Raw genomic sequence first — 17532 nt, 5'->3', positions numbered from 1 at the left:
GAAATGTACAAGTATAAGCTATCATTCTCAAAAAAGGAAAAACATGTGAAACATAGGAATCCTGCTAGTATTAGTAGTTGCTTCAATTTAGCCTTCTCGATCCTAGAGTCGTAAATAGTAAAAACAATCGCGATGAGGATAGGCATGATCATTAGTAAGTCTTTAAAAGCTTTAATGTATATAGGAGTTTGTAAAAAAACCGTACTAGTCTCGATGTTTCTATAATTTAGTAGTGTAATTAGCTCTCCGTAGTAAAAAACAGGAGTCATTATTAACGAGAGTGATAGTATGTATCGTATTATGCTATACCGGTTCATCAATGTGGCCTCGAATAACAATAAATGATAAAACCAAGACTAAAAATTCACAAGATAAAGTCGCGTAGGCGGCCCCAATTATTCCATATTTTGGGATCAAATAATAATTCAAACACAAATTAATCAACATCCCTAAAACAGTAATTACGAAGTACTGCTTGTTGAGCTTCATACCCAACAAAGTGTAGTTAAACAACCTATTGACTACCAAAAGAATAACAGCGACTGACAAAACAGCCAATATAGGCATTGAATGAGAAAATCCTCCGCCATATATTAAACTAATAATATCCTCCGCAAATAAATAAAAGATAGCGCCGACACAGACTGAGTAAAAAGAGAACAAACCTGTATACCTGTATAGCAAGCGTTTGCCACGATTGTCACTACTATGATACTGATTAACAAAGTTGGGGAAATACACTCGTGTTAAAGCTAAAGGTACTAATGTTGCACCCATTAGAATGTTGAAAGCAGCAGTATAGTAACCAACATGTATTTCATCCAAAAACACACTAATGAAAATGGAATCAACTTTAAGGCTAATAAACTCAGCCGCACTAGCTCCTATAAGTGGGAGAGAAGTGAAAATTATTGCCTTACTAAAACGCTTGTCGAATCTTAGAGTGAAAATAGGATACAATCTCTTCACTAAGTAAATAGACAATGCAAACACTAAAAAAGATATAACACTAAATATAAGGAGCAACCCAAACAGCGAAATACCAAAGTTAAGTGCGAACAGTGCAAAAACAAGACATATTAACTTATTTATTACATTAATCTTAGCAACTAGATCATTCCTATGGATAGATACTAGTGCGGAATTAACATAAGTTATAGATGACAAAATTGTAGTATATACCGCAGATGCTATAATAATCATCTGTGTTTCTAGGTTGTAACTGAAAATAAATACTGTTATTAATATGACGACTATCAAAAGAGGAAAAGATATAAAAAACTTGACACTCAACGCGTTCCCTAGATATAAAGGAAGCTTGCTACCCCTCTTAGCAACTTCTCTATTTACCGTCGCCATTATTCCAAAATTTGTGAAAATGCTGACAATACCAACTATAGATAAAGCAAGAGCATACTGGCCAAGCGCATCAGCTCCAAGAAATCGAGCAAATAGTATCGACAATAAGAAGCTCATTCCAATACTAAGCAACTGATCTAAAACTGAAAGAAATGAGTTTTTTACAATATTCAAGTGAAGTAGGCTCTTAAATTTCATATAAGTACATACTTCTCAAACCAAGATCTAAAGTGTCAACACAGACATACTTACCATCAAAAGACCATTTGGGATGTAGATCACATCTAGCTCCACCTTTGGACAAGAAGGGGATATGGTTCAAACAAATTGTGCTTTTCAATTCTTCTCTATCAGCGTCTACCAAAAATAGCTTCTGCTTGTGTTCATTACTTCCATCGGGATAGGTATCTGTAACCATCAAAGAATCGTTGATAGGAGAAAAACTCGGATGACCATCCCTATCTAGTATATTACCGAATAGACGTTTCACTTTAGTTGTCTTGTCAGTAAAAAGTAAGTAACTATCACCCGAGATAGCCCGGCTAAACTTGCTATTTCCTTCTACAGAGTTCCCTTTGGAGAGTTTTTTGTAAAGGGGCATAAGCGGCTTTATAAAGTATTTTACGATTGATTTGTATTTTCTAAGTGTATTTACTGGATTAGAAACTCCGCCCCAAGCAATAATTTCGTTGTCTGAACGCCAACTGTAATGGCTCATTCGTCCACTATCACTGAGTAAATATAAATTTGAGCCATCTATATCAATAGAGTACAGCCTAGAGTAAACGCCGGATTCCTTAGTTTTCCATCTATGCATAAAGATACACCTAGAGTCACTTGGATTTAACATTAAGTGTTCAACATAATGAACTGCACCCTTCATATTAGAAATAGGCTTGTGATTAACCAGGGTATCCAAATCTATTATTTTGTTAGTTTTACAAGTATCAACTTCAATTTTCCATATACCATCACTCCTAAGTAATGGAGCAGCCTTTTCACTATTTTCGATTCCCTGATAATTATATCCGTCCCTGTGAAAGTAATGTCGTTCGTTATCAATACACATAACAAACTTACCTGAATGGGCCGATGCATAGTAAGCCATAGGCAAAAGCTTTTCGCGCATTGTGACCAAGTTCAGAATAACAGTAACAAATCGGTGATCACGAATGTCATTGTACATTATTTCGTCTTGGTCTCCTTCACCATTTCGCCACTGCAACATACAGCCCTGTTGCCAATTCCATGCCTTGGTCGTGGCTACTTTGATAAAATCTCCGGAATCTCTCCAATTAAAATAACCAATAGTGATAGAATCATTGGCTCGAGGCATTCTATCTATAAAGGAAGAACGACAAGCTAAGAGCCTATCATTAGGCAAATCTAGAGGTGACTTATCGTAATATCCGAAAAAATAGTGCCCGTTATCTGGAGTTGCGAATACTTTTTTCACGAAGCCTCTTTTTTGAATTAAAAATAAATAATTTTAAAAATGAAAAATTAACAAAGAAAAGAGTAGTTTCTACTAATATTTTCGAGGAAACCTCTGATATATTCAATAGTTCAACCAACCCTATCTGTGCCCAACTCGAAATACCGCCCATTATATAAACGTATAAAACAAAGCTGAAAAACGCCATTTTTGTAGGCTTCGTTCTAAAGACGATTTTGTTCAATAACGTAAACTGAACACCTATAGCTGCCGTTCTAGAAAACATATTTGACAAAAATATATCAAAACCAAGTCCGATCGACGCTATGAATACCATAAAGTCTGCAAGCGTCGTTAATATAGATGAAAGTGCATATCTGAGGAGTATGAAGTAAATCTTAAAGGAGTCTACGAGTGGCCTAAAGGAACTTGCACTATTTTCATTGATGTAAATAGTTTGAATAGGTATTTCAACTATATCTTCGCTTCTTACTGATAGTGCTAGCTGCTCTGTTTCGAACTCGAATCGGTTTGATTTGATTTCAAGGCACTGCTTCATAAAAGATTTGTTGAGACCTCTCAACCCCGTTTGAGTATCTTTAAAATTATGACCTAAAACGAACCTATAAACCAAGCGAGAAATATTGTTTCCGATATAACTCTTCCAAGGGATTGAACTGTTGAATGTTCTAGCACCAAGAACAAATCGCCCATCCTTTGTTTTCAAACTATCCAAGACTTTTAAGCAGTCGTTTATACAATGCTGACCATCGCTATCTAAAGTAACAGCGTATTCAATTTCAGTGTGTTCGGTCAGTATCGTGTTAAATACATTTTTAAGCGCGGCACCCTTACCTAAATTAATAGCGTGACTACTTAGAAATACTCGGTCATCTTCAAGCGAAGCAATTTCATCAAATATACTGTCACAAGTCGTTCGGCTCCCATCGTTAAGAACAAAAATCTTTGAGTCGGACTTACTTCTAATCTCTTTTATTAATTCTACGAGTATGTTGTCGGGATTAAATGCTGGTATTACAAAGGTGCTATCGTGATATCTCATTCATGTCGTCTCTCGGTGGTACTTTAAAAATCAACCATTCATAAGGCTCTAACTGTACCATGCGCTTTGACTCTATCAATGGTTCAACCTTTTCCCATCCAGTATTATTGCGTGTTTTGGTCCATGGTCCAAATAAAAAGTAACGTCCTTGCTCACAATCGTGGTCTAAGAAAGTAAGCATCTCATTCACGTACCATCCCCCTGACAGGATTTTATTCGTTACATGCCTAGTATGATAGTTGAATTGTAACAATTGGCGATTGGTAACCAATTTCACACACTCTTCACTATTTAAAAGTAGACTCTTAACTGTCTTAGCTATCTGAGCATGACCGATTTTAGATTGTAATCTAGCTTGTTGATGGTTTGGAACGTTTATCGCATCAAGAAACAATGTAATAGCCCCAACAAGAACACATATACGTAAAGTCTTATTTAGGCTTATTCGAAGTGATAAGCCTTTAATACGATGGCTAATAACTCTTTTGCGCCATTGACTAAACTTTGAAGATAAATTATTTATCAATTCTACTTCATATGATACGAGGCCAATAAAAATTGAACCAGACAAAATAGCAAATGATTTCACCCATAATAAATTTCGATAATCATATGAAAAATTAAATATCCAAACTATAGTCCCAACTAAGAGGAACGCACTAGATAGCCTGGTCAGATACAAGACAGGAGCATCTAACTTTGACTTAAATACAAGCCCCATAATCGAGGCAATATATAGGGAAACTATAAAAATTGCAGAGGAACTTGGAACTAGGAACATTTTCTTTAGTAAATCAAAAATAATTTCAACAAGATGCTTACCTTCAAATACGGATCTAGTCGTTAACTGACTTAGGTAACTCAAGTTATCAACAGGATTCTCTTTGTGTTGGTAGAAAACAAACAAAAACGTAGTGTAAAACAGCAAAGAAATCCCTAAAACCAAATAAGTTCTTTTAGTATTATGTAAGCAACTTCTATTTATAAGCGTAAAAGCTATCGAAAAAACTAAAAATGCCAATCCGGGTTGCTTTATGATAGAAGCAACACCACTTAAAAGAAGTGATAACTGTATATATCTATCATAACCGACTTGACCTTTATACTTGATAGCAGCGTATAAAAGAGATATAGATGATAGACCCATTAACATGACAGGAACATCCATATCTCCATATATACTATGATCCCAATAAATATATGGTAATGTAAAAACCAGTATAAAGATGAATATTCGATCTCTCAACTCAAACCAAAGGTTAACAAGAAGAGAGATGACAAATATCGGCACAACGAACATTGATAACTTAACTGTCCACCAGACTTCAGAGGTTCCTTGAATTTTATATAATAAACTCCAAACTGAGGGAAATAAAACGGGATATGCTGAGCCATCTGGTATCCAATCCCCAGCATACATTTCTTGCGCCCATCGATTCCAAGATACAACAGAATCCCCACCAGTAAATATATCACCTATATATAGAAACAAAGGAGATACTAAAGTTAATATAATTAATAACTTCATTGACTGGTCATTATCTTTCAAGCTTAGTTTGTGAATTTGATCAATCTTAATAAGCCATAGATAAACTGAAAACATAAGCATCGAGACAAAGAATCCAAAAAGAAAACGATTCGATATCAAAAATAACTCGGAGGTCAGAAAAAACAGCCAGCAAATACTGAATGATAATGCTATCCCTAGAGATAATCGCTCACTTTCATTCCAACCTTTTATCAAAGTTCTACACAAAAGTTGGGGAGATAGGAATATCCCTAAAAAACCTAAAATAAACTTAGTCAGAATCATTCAATTACCAAATACATTTAAACAAGTATTCACAATCGACTCACCATTAATTTATCTTCATTATTCAAATCCATATCAAAAATATCTATAAATGAGGTTTATAAATTAAAATATCAAAGTAAGCCGCAAGCAAATTTATTAATGTTATGTACCTAACCAACTCGAGATCAAAAAGAGAAAAGACTCGCAGGTTGATATAAGCACTATGATCGTCGTTGGGCTACGGCCAAGAGGTTTTGCGATAAAATGTATTGCTGTTTTCCAGACTCAACATACAGTAGCGCTCTACGGTGAACAGTCATTAAACTCCACAAAAGTGATCTTATCTTCCCCTTAAGGCCAATAGATGTTGGCTTTTCTTCGAAACAATTTATTTCACTAAATCCAGCCACTCTCAAAACTTGGGTGATTGATGACACTGTGAAAGAAAATATATGTGTAAAATCCCCATATCTAACTCTCATTCCATTGATTCCTTCAGCATTTGGTACATGAAGTATAAGTTTACCTCCAGGATTAATCCTGTTAAAAACAGACGATAGTAAGTCAATAACATCTTCTTGAGGTATATGTTCGAGAATGTCGTTCATAAATATATAGTCAAAACGTTCAGAGGTGCTTGATAGAAAATCATCAATACTCCCGTTCACAACCTCATTCAGGCCTAACTTTTTAGCATTATTTACCTGTTCGATAGAAGTATCAACACCTACAACATTGTCGTAACCTAGCTTTTTCAAGTTATAGATCAGAGATCCATTTCCGCAGCCGAGATCAAGAATTCTTACTGACTTACTATCTGAAACATGCTTTTTTATTAGACTAATATAATAATTAGATATCATTTCATTAGCATTCATAATAAACTTTGAGTGTCCAGAGCTTTGATATGAATCATATATTTTTTTCTGCCAATTATTCATTTTATCCCCTGTATTTTGTTTATAGCCGACACTATTCTTTTATTCACCAAATATACAAAGCAACTAACTAGATAAAACATCGTCGATTGCTTGATTAATTGATTTCGCTCCAGATGAAAAATTCCAGCTATCCACAAGTATCGACGACTTTCTTCCCATCACCTTAGCTTCACATCGATTTTTGTTTAACCAATCAATCGCATTAGAAATTCGCTCAATAGAAGTCGGTTCTACTATATATCCATTGTCTTTAACTAGATCTATCGCTGTACCCGCTAGAGAGGTTACAATAACCGGTAACCCAAAATTCATGGCTTCGTTCAAAGACTTCGGTGAATATTCGTAGTATTTAGAAAGTAATACAAAAACGTCGGCTATAGCATAATACTTTGAAACTTCCGTTATATTCTTGAAACCAACAAACGTAGACTTAATGCCCAAAGAACGACATTTACCTTCGATGTACTCACGATCAGGTCCATCTCCAACAAATAAGAGATGAATATTTCTATGTTCGATGTTGCTTATCGATTCGACCAGTGACTGTAAATTTTTATTCTCATTAATTCTAGAGACAGAAATGACAACAAAATCATCAAGGCTAATACCCAAGCTTTCTCTAATTCCCAAACGGTTATCAATTAACCTGTTGTACTCAGACTCGAAAAATTCGTTATCTACAGCACAAGGAAGAAAATAGAGTTTTTCTTGATTCACTCCATAATGTTCCCAATAGTGTTTATTACCCGAACAGGTATACATAACAGCGTCGCATTTCTTCAGCCAGTATTTAAGAAAATAATATTTTATTTTTTGTTTAAAATTAGTCGATCCGGTCCGAGTATCCAAAGTGGCCTCACCTCTAAAAATCACTTTGGTGCGTGTCACCTTTGCCATTAGCATAACAAGCCAATCGCTGAAATTAACATAACCTTTAAGCATGATAACGGAAGGGTTATCTACAATAAATGTCTTAACAATACTAGGATTAATTCTAGAAAAAAATCCGCCATGTGGGTTTCGACTAAAATTTTTTAGAAATTTGTGAGAATAGCCACCGACCAGATCGATATCCCATTTTAATTCTGTGTTAAACTCAGAGTCAAAAGTAGGTCGAATGCCGATATCATCCTCATATATAACTTTAAACTCTATATCATCCAATTTTGCCAACTCCCTATAAACACCAATATGATAGTGAACGGGATGTAAAGCAAAATAATAAAATTTCTTTCTAGCTTTCATCAGAATTATAATCAACCACTAATTTAGATCTCTAACGACAAGGAGAAGCAATTTTTCTTAACCTCTCTTCGAACTTCATGTATGTAAAGTTATTTAAGTAATGAGACTTTCCATTACGGCCCAGTTTTTTACAACTTTCACGATCTTTGTATAATTTCATAATATATTCTGATATCTCTTCGTTATCATCATATGTGCAAAGATACCCCGTTTCATTGTGTTTAACTACATCGGTTTGCCCACCTTCATTACAAGCTATACATGGCTTTTCATATTTCATTGCTTCAATGTAAACTATGCCAAATCCTTCTCCCTTACTTGGCAAAATAAATGTGTCACAGTGTTCATAATAAGGCTCAATACTATCCACATAGCCTTCAAAGCGTACAAAACGTTCAAGCTGAAGAGACTTAACCAATGAAACTAGCCTTTCCTTGTCGTCCCCTTTCCCAATAACCGTGTACCTAATATCATGATTACTTTCAACAAGCCTAGCGAGTGCATAAATTACACTATCTACGCCTTTGTAATTGTCCACGCTGTCTAATCGAGTAACTGAAAGTAGGTTAAATTTGTCAGTTTCATATACGTTATGAGAATCATGCTCTAAAGTTGCATTAGTGTCGGGAGGCAAATAGAACACATTCTCTTTTTTTACATGATTAAACTCTACTAGCTTACTTGTCGTATAGTTACTGATAGATATAACCTTAATTCTCGATATAAACTTCCGCACTATAAAAGGTAATTTCTTCCAAACCTCTACACCATATACATTCAAAAATACATCAACCTTTGGGTTAATGATTTTCGCTATCATAGCAATTGGCAGTAAGTTGACATGTGCAACATACAATCTTTCTATCTTTTTGATATTCAACAAAACGAACATTGACGCTTTGTATTTGTTACCAAAAAAATTCTTATACTCTACGCCTCGTATATTGCCTTTCTCTTCTCTGTCATGCACGCTTACGGAAGTTATATTTCCATCAATGGCACTTAAAGCCTTAATAAATGTTTTATTATAGTTTTCGATTCCACCAGTCAATGAATACGTAGTTAAATTAAAATAACAGGTTTTATTCATACAACCTCATTTCCTCTTCAAGCAGTAAGTCTAGAACATCATAAACTGACAAGTTATACTCCCAACCGAGATTGTTTCTAGCTTTTGACGAATCACCGTAAATATCTTCTATTTCATTAGGTCTAAAAAACTCTTGATTGATGTTTATTTTTTGCCGGTCTATAGAGAGTTTATCAAAAATATAATTTATTATTTCTCGAATAGATATCGACTCACCAGATGATATAATATAGTCATCTGGGACTTTATGCTGCATCATAAGAAACATAGCTTCTACATATTTAGGAGCCCAACCAAAGTCACGCTTGATATCAATATTCCCAACTTCTAATACTTTCTCTCTACCATTTTTTATATTTAAAGCGGTTTTAATTATTTTCTTTACAATGAAATTATCCCCCCTTAAAACTGACTCGTGATTGAATAAAATTCCTGAAGTTGCAAATAAGCCAAAAGACTCCCTATAGTTTACGGTAATCCAGTGAGCAGCGGCCTTAGAAATTCCGTAAGGGCTCACTGGATGAAAAATTGAAGACTCAATAAGTGGTAAGTCGTTTGCACTACCAAACATTTCACTGCTAGACGCTTGATAATATTTAATTTTGTCATCAACTATCTTTATAGCTTCTAAAATATTCGTTGTTGACAATATATTAAAATGAAGTGTGTCAATCGGATTCTGAAATGAAAGGCCTACTGAGCTTTGAGCAGCTAAGTTATACACTTCGTCAGGGTCATATTTATTAATAAAACCAATAACTTCTTGAAGATTACACAAGTCACATGAATCAAAAACTATGTCTCCTGTAATATTAAGATAATCGAGTTTTCTAACGTTTTTAAGTTCTTTATTTCTTAGCAACCCTATAACTTTATAGTTATTCTTTATAAGGAGCTGACTAAGGTATGCGCCATCTTGACCTGTAACTCCAGTTACAATTGCTGTTTTCATAAATTGATTCATATTCTTCAATTATTGAATAAGACAACTATACTGTACTAACTCAATTATTAAAACGGATGTACAGTGCAGTCTATCTAGATTCAAACCTCTGTAAAATAAAGATTGCCCAAAATTTAGTCCAAGATATTTCATTGTGAATAAACTTTCTTTTGATAGTTTCATTCACTTCATAATATTCTATATTTTTCCTAAACCATTTCTCAAAAGGCAGTACAAAACCCATTTTATCTCGATCAACTATGCCACTAGGCAACACTTTGCGCACTACATCAGCAAGCAATTGTTTGTTAAATTCCCCAAATTTTTCAGCCGGTTTAACTCTCAATGTATAGTCAACCAATTCATTGTCCAAAAATGGCACTCTTATTTCAAGCGATTGGGACATGCCAAATAGATCTGAATCTCTTAATAATTGGTTCTTCATATATAGATTAAGTTCAAAAAAAGAAATCTTATCTTCAACTTCTTCTATATTTTCTGTATTGTAGCTCTTCCATAGTTTAGCAATGACACTAAATATTTTATGCTTATCGACACCTAATAATTCAGATATTTCTGTCGGTGTAAAAAGTGCTCTACGAGGCAAGTAATATGCTAGTTCTTTTTCAGCTTGTATCAACTCTAATTTATTAAATTTCTTTGAATACTCAAAAATTTTAATAATCGAATAGGGTACATTAGAAAGAAATTTAAGGGTTTTTCCATCTTTGAATGATGGGTATCCATAAAAAATCTCATCACCTCCGAGCCCTGAGAGTACAGTGGTTAGACCGCTAGCGCGAGCTGCCTTCGATACAAGAAGCGTATTTAAACCATCAATAGTCGGTTGCTCAATGGCTTTCAAGTATTCATCCAAAGTTGAGAGGAATACCTGTTCATTTACCAGATGCTTTGTATGGTTCGTCTGGTACATATCGACTATCAAGTCTTGATAATGCTCTTCGCTAAAATCTGGTTCCTCAAATACCAATGAGAGTGTTTGTAAATCTGGCTTAAATTTAGCAGCTATCGCTGTAATAGCAGAAGAATCTAACCCCCCTGACAAAAAGGTACCTATTGGCGCATCAGATATTAACTGCCTTCCAATTACACTCTCAAATATTTCCGCTAGATCCTTTACTACTTCTTTGTATGGCTTTTCTATCTTAGGTTGAAATTCATATCCTTTAAATGGATAGGTTCTTAACTCACTATCTGCAATGTATCCATAATGTCCTGCCGGAAATGCTAGAATTTCCTCGTAAATGGTTATAGGTTCGGGGATATAACCTAACAATAGATAAAGTATTTTAGCATCTTCGTTAATTTTCTCCTCATTACTTTTTATTGCCTTAATTTCTGATGCAAAGCTTAGCTCAATATCATTTTTCTTATAGTATAAAGGCTTAATTCCGCTTCGATCCCTCGCAATAAAAATCCTGTTTTTTCTTCTGTCATAAATAGAAAAAGCAAACATTCCATTTAGCATTTCTACTATGCGATGACCAAACTCTATATACCCATACAAAATTACTTCTGTATCTGTCTCAGACTCAAACTCATAGCCTCTTGCTTGCAAATCTTCTTTGATTTTTTCAAAGTTATAAATCTCGCCATTATATACGATGACAAAATTATTACATTTTGAACTCATAGGTTGATGCCCACAAGAAGTCAAGTCAATAATAGAAAGCCTCGTTTGACCAAGCGCTATATTACCCTCAATAAAAGTACCGAAGTCATCTGGCCCCCTATGGCTAAGCGTCTTAAGTTTACTTTTAAATGCCTCTTCATCTACATGTTCAGTAGAAATATTTCCAAGTATTCCACACATTTGACTAAGTTCCAAAATTCATTTTATATTGTTAGGCTTACATTTATTTTGATAAACCTTTTAATTATTAAGATTCGTCTAAGTACCAATCAATAGTATTCTCAATTCCATTATATAAATCAAATTTCGGTTCATAAGATAGTTTGTTTTTAACCTTATCTATATTCGCTAATGAGTGCTTAACATCGCCTGCCCTAAAATCAGCATAGATTAACTCACTCGATATTTCCTTCCCTCTATTTCTTATTGCGTCTTTCAAAATTACATATAACTGTTTTAATGTAGTTCTCTGTCCAACAGCAACATTATAAACTTCATTTTTATAATCTTGTGAAGCTGTCGCAGCTAGCAAATTGGCTTGAACTACGTTATCTACGTGACAGAAATCTCTACTTGTTTCACCATCGCCATTGATAGTTATTGGTTCACCATTTACTAAACACGAAGCCCATTTGGGGATTACGGCGGCATAACTTCCATTTGGATCTTGACGCTTGCCAAATACATTAAAATATCTTAAGCCAATACAATGGAAGTTATATGTACGCGCGTATACTCCCGCATAGAGTTCATTTACATATTTAGTAACCGCATATGGAGACAAAGGGTTTCCTATATTATCCTCCACTTTCGGAAGTACAGGATGATCTCCATATGTAGAACTACTTGCCGCATAAGTAAAACTCTTAACATTTTCATTTTTAGAAGCATTAAGAATATTTAAAAAACCCGTAACATTAGTTTCGTTTGACTTTAAAGGTTCCGCGATCGAGCGAGGAACAGACCCTAAAGCAGCCTCGTGAAGGACATAATCAGCACCTACAACAACTTTCTCACAAAGTTGTGCATCACAAATATCCCCTTCATAGAAAGTGAATTGTTCCCATTGTGCCTTTGTTACTGAGGTTTCAACTTCATCTAGATTTCTTTTATAGCCTGTCGAAAAATTATCTATCCCAACTACGATTTGATTTAATTTAAGCAATTTCTCAAGTAAATTGGAGCCAATAAAGCCGGCAACTCCCGTTACGACCCAAGTTTTCGGAGAATCGACGAGCTCTTTTTGGATCATTTCATATCTAGACATTGTTTTTCCTAAATAGAGGGTATTGTCAATTTACCCTTAAACTAAAATTATAAGCGCATATCTACACTGTCTTGATCGAGCACATATTTAAGGTCATATACCACATGCTCTTCTTTACCGAGTTTATGAATTTCACTTGCTCCCATTGCCTTAAACTCGTCATGCGCCACGGCAATGATTATTGCATCGTAATACCCGTATTTCGTTTCTGAGCATAAACTTATATTATACTCTTTTTCAGATTCTTCGTTTGAACACCAAGGATCAGCAACATCCACATGTATATTGTATTCTTCTAACTCTGAGATTATGTCAACTACTTTAGTGTTCCTTAAGTCAGGACAGTTTTCCTTAAAAGTAAGCCCCAACACGAGGACGTTTGCTCCTTCAACATGAATACGCTTCTTAAGCATACATTTAATAAGTTGGGATACTACATACTCTCCCATTCCATCATTCAATCGCCTTCCAGCAAGTATCATTTCAGGATGATAACCAACCGTTTGAGCTTTATGGGTAAGATAATATGGATCAACGCCTATACAGTGCCCACCTACCAATCCAGGTCGAAACGGAAGGAAGTTCCACTTAGTTCCTGCAGCTTCTAACACTTCCAAAGTATCAATATCAAGCTTATTAAAGATAATAGACAATTCGTTTATTAGCGCTATATTTACATCTCGCTGAGTGTTTTCTATTACTTTCGCAGCTTCAGCAACTTTTATTGAGGATGCCTTATGTGTTCCAGCGGTAATTATCATTTTGTATAACTGATCTACAAACTCTGCCACTTCAGGCGTTGAGCCACTAGTTACCTTTAAAATGTTTGTTACCCTATGCTCTTTATCTCCTGGATTAATTCTCTCAGGTGAATATCCAGCAAAGAAGTCAACATTAAACTTCAATCCAGACTTTTCCTCGACCACAGGGATACACTCTTCCTCAGTTGCACCTGGAAAGACAGTAGATTCATAGACAAGAATATCACCTTGGGAAACAATACTTCCCAGCGCATCTGAGGCTTTAATCAACGGAGAGAGATCTGGTTGTTTATGCTCATCTATAGGAGTTGGTACTGTTACTATATAAACATTACAGTCCCGCAAGTCTTCTAAGTTTGACGTATACGTAATGTATTCAACTGTTGCGAGTTCTTCAGTACTACATTCCAGTGTACTGTCATTACCTGCTTTCAGCTCTGCTACACGATTTTTGTTGATGTCAAAACCAACAGTCTGAACTTTTTTACCAAACTCTACGGCTAAAGGTAAACCAACATAGCCAAGTCCAATAATGCCTATGCGAGCATTAGCCACATCTAACTGCATATAGAAATTCCTACTTGTTTCAAATTCTTTGCGTATGCTTCAAAGTGTTTTCCAAAAATCAAATAAGCCGCATCTACTTGTCGATTAACTAACCGTCTAAACTATAGAAACTAGTTTCAAAAAGCACTGATAATTTGCTGAAGAGCTTTATGCCGCTTAATCGAACATGACATACCATTCTGAGCACATAATAAACGTCGAATAATACAGTAAACATCCTCTACAAGCGATAATATATTTCTTGACACACACTACACTGAACCCTTCAAGCTCAAGAAATCCTTCCGGAAGCGGTTAGCTCATCTCAAGTCATCATGGTATAATCTTCCAACTATAGACGCTATTAAGGTACATCATGATAATCGTAACTGGCGGCGCTGGCATGATTGGCAGCAACATCGTTAAAGCACTTAACGACAAAGGCATCATCGACATTCTCGTAGTTGATAACCTTAAGAATGGTAAAAAGTTTCAGAACTTGGTTGATTTGGATATCGCTGACTACATGGATCGTGAGGACTTCCTCACGCAAATCATGGCCGGTGATGATTTTGGACCAATCGAAGCAGTTTTTCATGAAGGCGCATGTTCTGCTACCACTGAATGGGATGGTAAATATGTGATGCTCAATAACTATGAGTATTCTAAAGAGCTACTTCATTACTGCCTAGAACGTGAGATTCCCTTCCTATACGCCTCGTCTGCGGCTACGTATGGCGAAACGGATACATTTATCGAAGAAAAAGAGTACGAAGGTGCATTAAACGTATACGGTTATTCAAAACAACAGTTTGATAACTATGTGCGTCGAATTTGGCAAGATGCTGAAGAGCATGGAGAAAAACTGTCTCAAGTAACTGGTTTCCGTTATTTCAATGTTTATGGCCCTCGCGAGCAACATAAAGGTTCCATGGCTTCCGTGGCTTTCCACCTCAACAACCAGATGAACGCAGGCGAGAATCCAAAATTATTTGAAGGTAGTGAAACTTTTCAACGTGACTTCGTTTATGTAGGTGACGTTGCAGCTGTAAATTTGTGGTTTATGGAAAGCGGCGCTTCGGGCATTTTCAACCTTGGCACTGGTAATGCGGAGTCATTTGAAGAAGTGGCCAAAGCGGTAATTAAATTTCATGGTAAAGGTGAAATTGAAACTATACCATTCCCTGAACACTTAAAAGGTGCTTACCAGGCGTTCACACAGGCAGATCTAACCAATCTACGTGCTGCTGGTTGCAATCACAAATTCAAATCTGTAGCAGAAGGTGTTGCTGAGTATATGTCGATAGTTAATTAATTCTATTTCACCATTTTTCAAGTGGGTATTTATATACATCTTCTAGGTTAAACTGATTTTCTATGTCAAATACATTTCGTCTAAGCGAAACATTTTCTATATGCTTGCTCTTCGTTTCTGTTTTTATCTCCAAAGCAGGAATATACATTAGCTTGACTTTGATTTTATTCATTCAATTGTATATATTATTCCATCATAAAGATGTAGCAAAATCTATTTTGAGAAATAAAGTATCTTTGGTATGCCTGTTATTGTTCTTTTTGGGTTTACTATCAACGCTTTATTCCCCCTTCCCCTTACATGACTCTGCTTTATATTTTAGGAAAGGGGCTATTTTCTTACTATTACCTATTTTGGTGATACAACTTCGGCGTACCTGTAACTATGCCTCCATATCTCTAATCTTTGGTTTGTTAATCGCAATAATTTATTCCACAAAGAAGCTTCTTGAACTAAATGGGGGCACTTGGAGTGGAGAGCGTATAGATAGTTTTTGGGATATCGGACGCTGGGGAGAGATACTTAGTTATATATTAGCAATACTAATTCCACTTATTTTTTCTAATGAACAGAAAAAACAAGATTCATTTATAAAACTAGCAGTTTTATTCATATGCTTAATATTTATCTTACTGTCTGGCGGAAGAGGGCCCTTGCTTGCAATTGCAATATCTTCGTCACTTTTTATGCTATTTAAAAGGCCAAAAACTCTTTGTCTTGTATTTATTCTCGGCTTCCTAGTACTTATTTTGGGTAAAGATATCCCCCAAGTTAAAGCAGTATCAGAAAGAGTTACTAGCATCACAGAGCTCCATCACAATGACTCAAACAGTGCTCGAATTGAGATGTGGAAAAAAGGCTTAACCTTTATATACCAAAATGCATACCTCGACCCAGGCAAGTTCATCCTAGGAACAGGGCTAAGCTCTTTTGAGAAAAACTATACGCTATACCTCGAAAACAACTATGATATGGCAGCAATCAAAAAAGACACAGGGAATCAGTTTTCCTTTAAGGACCTTCACAATACTTACCTTGATCTCGCTGCAAAACTAGGCATTCTCTATGCTTTGGTTTACATAATTCTTATTGCTACAATTTTTAAGTATTTCTTCCTGCTTTGTAAAAATGAAGCCTCTCCTTGGGCTTTTAGTGGCTTATGCTTAGTTTTAACTTATTTCATAAACTCTTTCTTCTATACAAGCGGCCTTGAATACCAAACAACTGCTTTTTTCTCGCTCTTAGTGCTTTGCCAAGCTCAGCATCGTTCATATATTCTTCGGGAGACATCTTAATGTTTGATGCTAGTATTATTGTATCCTTTTATAACAATATAGACGCGCTAAAAGTTATAATTAGATCTTTGGAGAATCAGAAAGATAACTTCGAGTTAATAATTGCTGATGATGGCTCTACACCTGAAAATGTTGACAAAGTAAATCAACTTATAGATAACTCCCCTATCAAGATTAAACATGTCTGGCAAAAAGATAGTGGCTTTAGAAAAACACGGATCCTAAATAAAGCAGTCAAAGAGACTGCCAGCCCATACCTAATTTTCATTGATGGTGACTGCATTCCTCAAACTCACTTTGTATCTGATCATCTGGATAATAAAGAGAGAAACTTCATCCTTAATGGTAGAAGAGTCGATATGGCCCCTAAGTACAAACAACATTTATATGAGTGTAAGAAGCCAGAGCAATTTTTCTTTAATAATATAGTAAGTATTTTTGCTAACTACATTGTAGGAAAAGGAAAAAACATCGAAAAAGGCATTCGCTTCACCAATACAAATATGCTGAAATTCCTGAATCGAAAGCCTAAAGGCATTGTAGGATGTAATTTTTCACTTCATAAAGAAGATTTTATTTCTGTCAACGGGTTTGATAATCGCTATGATGTACCGTGTATTGGTGAAGACACTGATATTGAATACCGACTTACTAAAACTGGAAAGCGCATAAAAAATGTATTCCATCAAGCTATTGTTCTGCACATCCTTCACCCTGAGTTACCTCGTTTAGAACGTGCTGCACTACTATTTGAAGAAACTCAGACTAACCAGCAATTCATCGCATTAGATGGCTATAATCAAGCTCAAGACGTAGATTAAGT

The 17532-nt window shown here is 35.4% G+C and carries 14 protein-coding genes; 3 read left to right on the top strand and 11 right to left on the bottom strand.

Annotated elements, in window-relative coordinates; genetic code table 11:
- Positions 1-303 precede the first annotated feature (303 nt).
- The 11 genes from AC6R16_RS21420 to tviB all read right to left on the bottom strand — a co-directional run bounded on the left by AC6R16_RS21420 (position 304) and on the right by tviB (position 14120).
- The gene (locus AC6R16_RS21420) at positions 304-1533 is read right to left on the bottom strand and encodes a flippase (protein ID WP_500675673.1); all 1230 of its coding nucleotides are present in this window, start codon (positions 1531-1533) and stop codon (positions 304-306) included.
- A 13-nt stretch (positions 1534-1546) separates the two neighbouring features.
- Positions 1547-2815: a hypothetical protein gene (locus tag AC6R16_RS21415; protein WP_500675672.1), complete on the bottom strand. Its 1269-nt coding sequence runs from the start codon at positions 2813-2815 to the stop codon at positions 1547-1549.
- Entirely contained in the window at positions 2787-3857 is a 1071-nt protein-coding gene (locus AC6R16_RS21410) for a glycosyltransferase (RefSeq protein ID WP_500675671.1), read from the bottom strand. The genes AC6R16_RS21415 and AC6R16_RS21410 overlap by 29 nt, the downstream gene beginning before the upstream one ends.
- On the bottom strand, positions 3841-5670 hold the full coding sequence (locus AC6R16_RS21405) for a hypothetical protein (RefSeq protein WP_500675670.1): 1830 nt from the start codon (positions 5668-5670) through the stop codon (positions 3841-3843). The genes AC6R16_RS21410 and AC6R16_RS21405 overlap by 17 nt, the downstream gene beginning before the upstream one ends.
- A 203-nt stretch (positions 5671-5873) precedes the next feature.
- Positions 5874-6593: a class I SAM-dependent methyltransferase gene (locus AC6R16_RS21400; RefSeq protein WP_500675669.1), complete on the bottom strand. Its 720-nt coding sequence runs from the start codon at positions 6591-6593 to the stop codon at positions 5874-5876.
- Positions 6594-6656: 63 nt separating this feature from the next.
- Positions 6657-7838 carry a glycosyltransferase gene (locus AC6R16_RS21395; RefSeq protein WP_500675668.1) on the bottom strand — a complete coding sequence of 394 codons (1182 nt, stop codon included), beginning with the start codon at positions 7836-7838 and terminating at the stop codon, positions 6657-6659.
- A gap of 31 nt (positions 7839-7869) precedes the next feature.
- Positions 7870-8928 (bottom strand): glycosyltransferase family 4 protein, encoded by a 1059-nt coding sequence (locus AC6R16_RS21390; RefSeq protein ID WP_500675667.1) that lies wholly within the window; start codon positions 8926-8928, stop codon positions 7870-7872.
- The gene (locus AC6R16_RS21385) at positions 8921-9880 is read right to left on the bottom strand and encodes a GDP-mannose 4,6-dehydratase (RefSeq protein WP_500675666.1); all 960 of its coding nucleotides are present in this window, start codon (positions 9878-9880) and stop codon (positions 8921-8923) included. Before AC6R16_RS21385 ends, AC6R16_RS21390 begins: the two co-directional genes overlap by 8 nt.
- Before the next feature lie 82 nt (positions 9881-9962).
- A complete protein-coding gene (gene asnB, locus AC6R16_RS21380) occupies positions 9963-11705 on the bottom strand; it encodes an asparagine synthase (glutamine-hydrolyzing) (RefSeq protein WP_500675665.1) in 1743 nt (580 codons plus the stop codon).
- 67 nt (positions 11706-11772) lie between these two features.
- Positions 11773-12792, bottom strand: coding sequence for an NAD-dependent epimerase/dehydratase family protein (locus AC6R16_RS21375; RefSeq protein ID WP_500675664.1), 1020 nt, complete (start codon positions 12790-12792; stop codon positions 11773-11775).
- Positions 12793-12839: 47 nt separating this feature from the next.
- A complete protein-coding gene (tviB, locus tag AC6R16_RS21370) occupies positions 12840-14120 on the bottom strand; it encodes a Vi polysaccharide biosynthesis UDP-N-acetylglucosamine C-6 dehydrogenase TviB (RefSeq protein ID WP_500675663.1) in 1281 nt (426 codons plus the stop codon).
- Positions 14121-14475: 355 nt separating this feature from the next.
- On the opposite strand from tviB, the gene rfaD reads away from it, so the two are divergent.
- The 3 genes from rfaD to AC6R16_RS21355 all read left to right on the top strand — a co-directional run bounded on the left by rfaD (position 14476) and on the right by AC6R16_RS21355 (position 17530).
- On the top strand, positions 14476-15414 hold the full coding sequence (gene rfaD / locus AC6R16_RS21365) for an ADP-glyceromanno-heptose 6-epimerase (RefSeq protein WP_500675662.1): 939 nt from the start codon (positions 14476-14478) through the stop codon (positions 15412-15414).
- A gap of 62 nt (positions 15415-15476) precedes the next feature.
- Complete coding sequence (locus AC6R16_RS21360) at positions 15477-16709, top strand: O-antigen ligase family protein (RefSeq protein ID WP_500675661.1); 1233 nt, start codon at positions 15477-15479, stop codon at positions 16707-16709.
- A complete protein-coding gene (locus tag AC6R16_RS21355; protein WP_500675660.1) occupies positions 16709-17530 on the top strand; it encodes a glycosyltransferase in 822 nt (273 codons plus the stop codon). Before AC6R16_RS21360 ends, AC6R16_RS21355 begins: the two co-directional genes overlap by 1 nt.
- The last annotated feature ends 2 nt before the right edge of the window (positions 17531-17532 follow it).

This window comes from Vibrio sp. R10-SG3-ISO10 (assembly GCF_059834185.1).
The sequence above is the reverse complement of the archived record's forward strand: the minus strand, read 5'-3'. Positions and strand labels throughout refer to the sequence as shown.